At 39.8% G+C, this 327-nt stretch carries 1 protein-coding gene; it reads left to right on the forward strand.

What is annotated here, in order from left to right; genetic code table 11:
* Positions 1-327 (forward strand): flavin reductase family protein (locus tag PZE06_RS27370; RefSeq protein WP_275792298.1); only part of this gene is annotated, 327 nt, incomplete at both ends.

The raw sequence follows: 327 nt of genomic DNA on the forward strand, positions 1-327 counted from the left end.
CATATGATTGAGAAAAGTGGCGTGTTTGGTGTTCATTTTTTACCAGCAAATTGTTCTGAGTTTATCCAAGCGGTTGGTACGTGCAGCGGCTCAGAAATTGATAAATTTCAATCATTTAATATCCCCTACGAGAACGGTTTAAAAGCAGATATTCCGGTTTTGACGGATGCCTATTTTGCCTATGAATGTGAAGTGAAAAGTATCACAACGATTGCCGATCAGGAATGGATAGTTGGAGAGATCGTGCAACGCTATCAAGATAAAGAATTGTTTTTAGATGACGGACTACCTAACTTAGCTAAGCTTGCGATCCCGATTCATATTGGC

It is taken from the genome of Robertmurraya sp. DFI.2.37, assembly GCF_029211245.1.
GTDB lineage: Bacteria > Bacillota > Bacilli > Bacillales > Cytobacillaceae > Robertmurraya > Robertmurraya methanolica_A.